The following is a 2,000-nucleotide window of genomic DNA, read 5'->3' on the forward strand; positions in this document are numbered from 1 at the left end:
GGATATGCTCGTCGACTTTTTAGGTCTGACAAATTGACGCGCGCGCTTCCGCCTGTCACCTTGCCGCCGAACCCATGAAATCATCGCGCGACCCAGGACTAGGGGGCGGCGGGGGCAATAGGCAGGAGAGGCGCGTGAAGCGGGCAATGCGATCGGCTTTGGGAATGATGGTGGCGGCATCGGCATTGGTGCCGACGATTGCCTCGGCGCAAGGAACGACGCCCGCGCACAGCTTCACCGTTCAGGGCAACGGCTTTCTGAAGGACGGCAAGCCCTATCAGGTCATCTCCGCCGAGATGCACTATACTCGCATCCCGCGCGCCTATTGGCGCGACCGGCTGCGCAAGGCCAAGGCGATGGGGCTGAATACCATCACCACCTATTCCTTCTGGAATGCGCATGAGCCGCGCCCCGGCACCTATGATTTCACCGGGCAGAACGACATCGCCGCCTTCATCCGCGATGCGCAGGCCGAGGGGCTGGACGTCATCCTTCGCCCCGGCCCTTATGTCTGCGCGGAATGGGAACTGGGAGGCTATCCGTCCTGGCTGCTGAAGGACCGCAACCTGCTGCTGCGCTCGACCGATCCCAAATATACCGCCGCCGTTGATCGCTGGCTGGCGCGGCTGGGGCAGGAGGTGAAGCCGCTGCTGCTGCGCAATGGCGGGCCGATCGTCGCGATCCAGCTGGAGAATGAATATGGCGCCTTCGGCAGCGACAAGGCGTATCTGGAGGGGCTGAAGGCCAGCTACCAGCGCGCCGGCCTCGCCGATGGCGTGCTGTTCACCTCCAACCAGGCGGGCGATCTGGCCAAGGGCTCGCTGCCCGAGGTGCCGTCGGTCGTCAATTTCGGCTCGGGCGGCGCGCAGAACGCGGTCGCCAAGCTGGAGGCGTTCCGCCCCGACGGTCTGCGCATGGTCGGCGAATATTGGGCGGGCTGGTTCGACAAATGGGGCGAGGATCATCACGAGACCGATGGCAAGAAGGAGGCCGAGGAACTGGGCTTCATGCTCAAGCGCGGCTATTCGGTGTCGCTCTACATGTTCCATGGCGGCACCACCTTTGGCTGGATGAACGGCGCGGATTCGCACACCGGCACCGACTATCACCCCGACACGACCAGCTATGACTATAACGCGCCGCTCGATGAGGCGGGCAATCCGCGCTACAAATACGGCCTGCTCGCCTCAGTGATCGCCGAGGTGACGGGCAAGCCCGCCGCGCCGACGCCCGCCGCGACCAAGGCGGTGAGCTTCCCCGTCTCGCCCGTGCGGCGCAGCGCCTCGCTCTGGCGCAACCTGCCCGAGCCGGTGCGGGCGGACCTGCCCAAGACCTTTGAGGAACTCGACCAGAATTACGGCTATGTCCTCTACCGGGTGACGCTGCCGGCGGGGAAGGGCGGGGCGCTCGTCCTGAAGAACATGCACAGCTATGCGCAGGTCTATCTCGACCAGAAGCTGATCGGCACGGTCGACCGGCGGCTTGGCCAGGAGCGCGTCGACATCACGCCGCAGGACAAGCCCGCGACGATCGACATCCTGGTCGAGAATACCGGGCGCGTGAACTATTCGCACGCCATCCGCACCGAGCAGACCGGGCTGACCGGCGCGGTGACGCTGGACGGCCGCGTGCTGCGCGACTGGCGGATGTACCGTCTGCCGATAGACGACGTCGCCAAGCTGCCGATGACTGCCGAGCCGTGCTCGGGGCCGTGCTTCTACGAGGTCGAGATGACGGTGGACCGGCCGGGCGACACCTATCTCGACATGCGCGGGGCGCATAAGGGGCAGCTGTGGCTGGGCGAGCATAATCTGGGCCGCTTCTGGTCGATTGGACCGGTGCATACGCTCTATACGCCCGCGCCGTGGATGCAGGCGGGGGTGAACAAGATCCGCTTCTTCGACCTGACAGGTGACGATAAGGTTCGCGTCTCGACTGTCACTGCGCCGATCTGGGGCAACATCACCAACAAGCGCGAGGCGCAGTAAATATTGTTGCTT

At 64.8% G+C, this 2,000-nt stretch carries 1 protein-coding gene; it reads left to right on the forward strand.

Going from position 1 to position 2,000, the window contains the following annotated elements; all coding sequences use genetic code 11:
* The first annotated feature begins 134 nt into the window (after nt 1-134).
* Entirely contained in the window at nt 135-1,988 is a 1,854-nt protein-coding gene (locus SP6_RS02350) for a glycoside hydrolase family 35 protein (RefSeq protein WP_197913057.1), read from the forward strand.
* Nucleotides 1,989-2,000: the final 12 nt, after the last annotated feature.

This window comes from Sphingomonas paucimobilis NBRC 13935 (assembly GCF_000739895.2).
Lineage (GTDB): Bacteria > Pseudomonadota > Alphaproteobacteria > Sphingomonadales > Sphingomonadaceae > Sphingomonas > Sphingomonas paucimobilis.